At 73.6% G+C, this 2,229-nt stretch carries 1 protein-coding gene and 1 pseudogene; one reads left to right on the top strand and one right to left on the bottom strand.

Annotated features, from left to right (window positions below):
• Positions 1-145: 145 nt before the first annotated feature.
• On the bottom strand, positions 146-1,363 hold the full coding sequence (locus ACFXPL_RS37100) for an ROK family protein (RefSeq protein ID WP_384927582.1): 1,218 nt from the start codon (positions 1,361-1,363) through the stop codon (positions 146-148).
• A 187-nt stretch (positions 1,364-1,550) separates the two neighbouring features.
• Here ACFXPL_RS37100 and ACFXPL_RS37095 point away from each other — a divergent pair.
• A pseudogene (locus ACFXPL_RS37095) lies at positions 1,551-1,859 on the top strand (MFS transporter); the annotation flags it as partial.
• Positions 1,860-2,229 lie beyond the last annotated feature (370 nt).

Genomic DNA, 2,229 nt, shown 5'->3' with positions numbered 1-2,229 from the left:
CGGCCGTACGAACCGGCGTACACCCGGTGCGTACGGCCGAGCCGCGTCCGCCCCCGAACGCATGGCACTCGTGGAAGTCATCGGAGTCACCCGCACGGTCCAGTGGCCCCGGGCGGGGCCGCCTCGCCGGGCCCGTGGCCGTCCCTCAGCGGCCGAGCGCGCCGAGCGGGTCGTCGAGCACCGGCTGCCACGCCAACTCGGCTGCCCCCACGAGGCTGTTGTGGTCGAGCGTGCAGGGCAGAATGGGCACACCGCCGCTGCGGCCCCACAGGCTGCGGTCGGCGACGACGGCGCGCAGCCGGTCCGGGTCGGAGTCGAGCAGTTCCCGGTGGAGCCCGCCGAGGATGATCCGGTCGGGGTTGAGGATGTTGACCAGGCCCGCGAGCCCCAGGCCCAGCCGGTCGATCAGCTCCGCGGCGGCGCCCCGTACGGCCGGGTCGGCGTACTCCGTACGGAGCAGATCGCGCGACTGCTGGAGCAGCGAACTCTCGGGGCCCGGGGTGCGGCCCGCCGCGGTGAGGAAGGCGAGCGGGTCGGCCTCGACGTCCAGGCAGCCCTTGCTGCCGCAGTGGCAGGAGCGCCCCTCGGGGTTGACCGTGAGATGGCCGACCTCCAGGGCGAGGCCCGAACTGCCGGTGTGCAGGCGCCCGTCGAGGACGAGCGCGCCACCGACCCCCCGGTGGCCGGTGGCGACACAGAGGAGGTGCTGGGCGCCGCGCCCCGCGCCGTGCCGGTGCTCGGCGAGCGCGGCCAGATTGACGTCGTTGCCGGTGAAGGCCGGGCCCTCGATGCCCGCGGCACGGACCCGCTCGGCGAAGATCTCCCGCACCCGGGAGCCGACAGGCCAGGCGATGTGCAGCGGGTTGAGCGCGGTGCCCTCCGGTTCGGCGACCGCGGAGGGCACGGCGAGGCCCGCGCCCACACACCGTCGTCCGGCGGCGCGCAGCAGCCCGGCGCCCGTCTCGACGACTTCGCCGAGGACCTGCGCCGGGTCGGCGGAGGCCGTACCGCGACCGGGGGCGGTCGCGACGATCCGGCCGCCGAGCCCGACCAGCGCGGCCCGGAAGCCGTCGGCGTGGACCTGGGCGGCGAGTACGACGGGGCCCGCCTCGTCGACGGAGAGCCGGTGCGAAGGACGGCCCTGGGAGCCGGCGGCGGCGCCCGGCCTGGAGTCCACCCGGATCAGACCGAGGGCCTCCAGTTCGGCGGCGACGGCGCCCGCCGTGGCGCGGGTGACGCCCAGCTCCGCCGTCAGGACGGCGCGGGTGGGCGCGCGGCCCGTGTGAACCAGTTCCAGCGCCGGGCCGAGCGCGCCGCGGCCTCTCTCCAGCCGTGTCCTGGCCGTGGTCCCCTTGCCGTTCATGGGGGCGAGTCTCCCATGATCCGAAGGGGCGGCGAACTCCGCGGGACGCCCCACGTCGCCTTGTACGGACGGCCCCGGGCCCCTATCCTCACTTTGTGCCGCTTCTAAACAAAATGCGGACGGCTCTCTCGGGGACCACCACCGGCCGGCCCCCGCCCGCTCCCCGCTCACCCGCCTTCGCACGGCCCTGACCGTGTTCTTCGCCCTCGACGGCTTCCTGTTCGCCGGGTGGGTGGTCCGCATCCCGGCGATCAAGGAACAAACCGGGGCGTCGGCGAGCGATCTCGGCCTCGCCCTGCTCGGCGTCTCCGCGGGCGCCGTGGCGACCATGATGGTCACCGGCCGGCTCTGCCGCCGGTTCGGCAGCCATCCGGTGACAGTGGCCTGCGCGATCCTGCTGTCGCTGAGCGTCCTGCTGCCGCCGCAGACCCACTCGGCGCTCACCCTCGGGCTGGTGCTGCTGCCGCTCGGTGCGGCCTACGGCAGACTCAACGTGCGGAAACCACTAACACTCTGACACAAAGAAGAGCCCCGCCGCTGGAGCTTCCGAACTTCAGCGACGGGGCCGTATCTGCACTCTGCTGGCGCCGGGCCCCACCCGGCAAGGGTGGAGCACCGTGGGCATGTGTGCAGCCCGTGCGCGGGGTGTGAAGCCGCTCCGCCACCAGAGCTTCCGGCAGTGACAGCGGAGCGGTGTCCCCACCCGGACGGGGCTTCCGGGCCCCAGCCGGGCGGGAGTTCGTGATGCGACCCGTAATCCGAATGGTCGCTCTAGGTGTTCTGTCCACGGAGGTTGGTGACAGCAATCACGGCGGGGTGATCTTGAACGAGTGAGGGCCTTCCGGGTTCGGTGTGGATTGCGACAT

It is taken from the genome of Streptomyces sp. NPDC059092, from assembly GCF_042756365.1.
Lineage (GTDB): Bacteria > Actinomycetota > Actinomycetes > Streptomycetales > Streptomycetaceae > Streptomyces.
The sequence above is the reverse complement of the archived record's forward strand: the minus strand, read 5'-3'. Positions and strand labels throughout refer to the sequence as shown.

Coding starts and splice junctions, on each gene's coding strand:
- ACFXPL_RS37100 (WP_384927582.1), bottom strand. CDS start 1,363: ATGAACGGCAAGGGGACCACGGCCAGGACACGGCTGGAGAGAGGCCGC.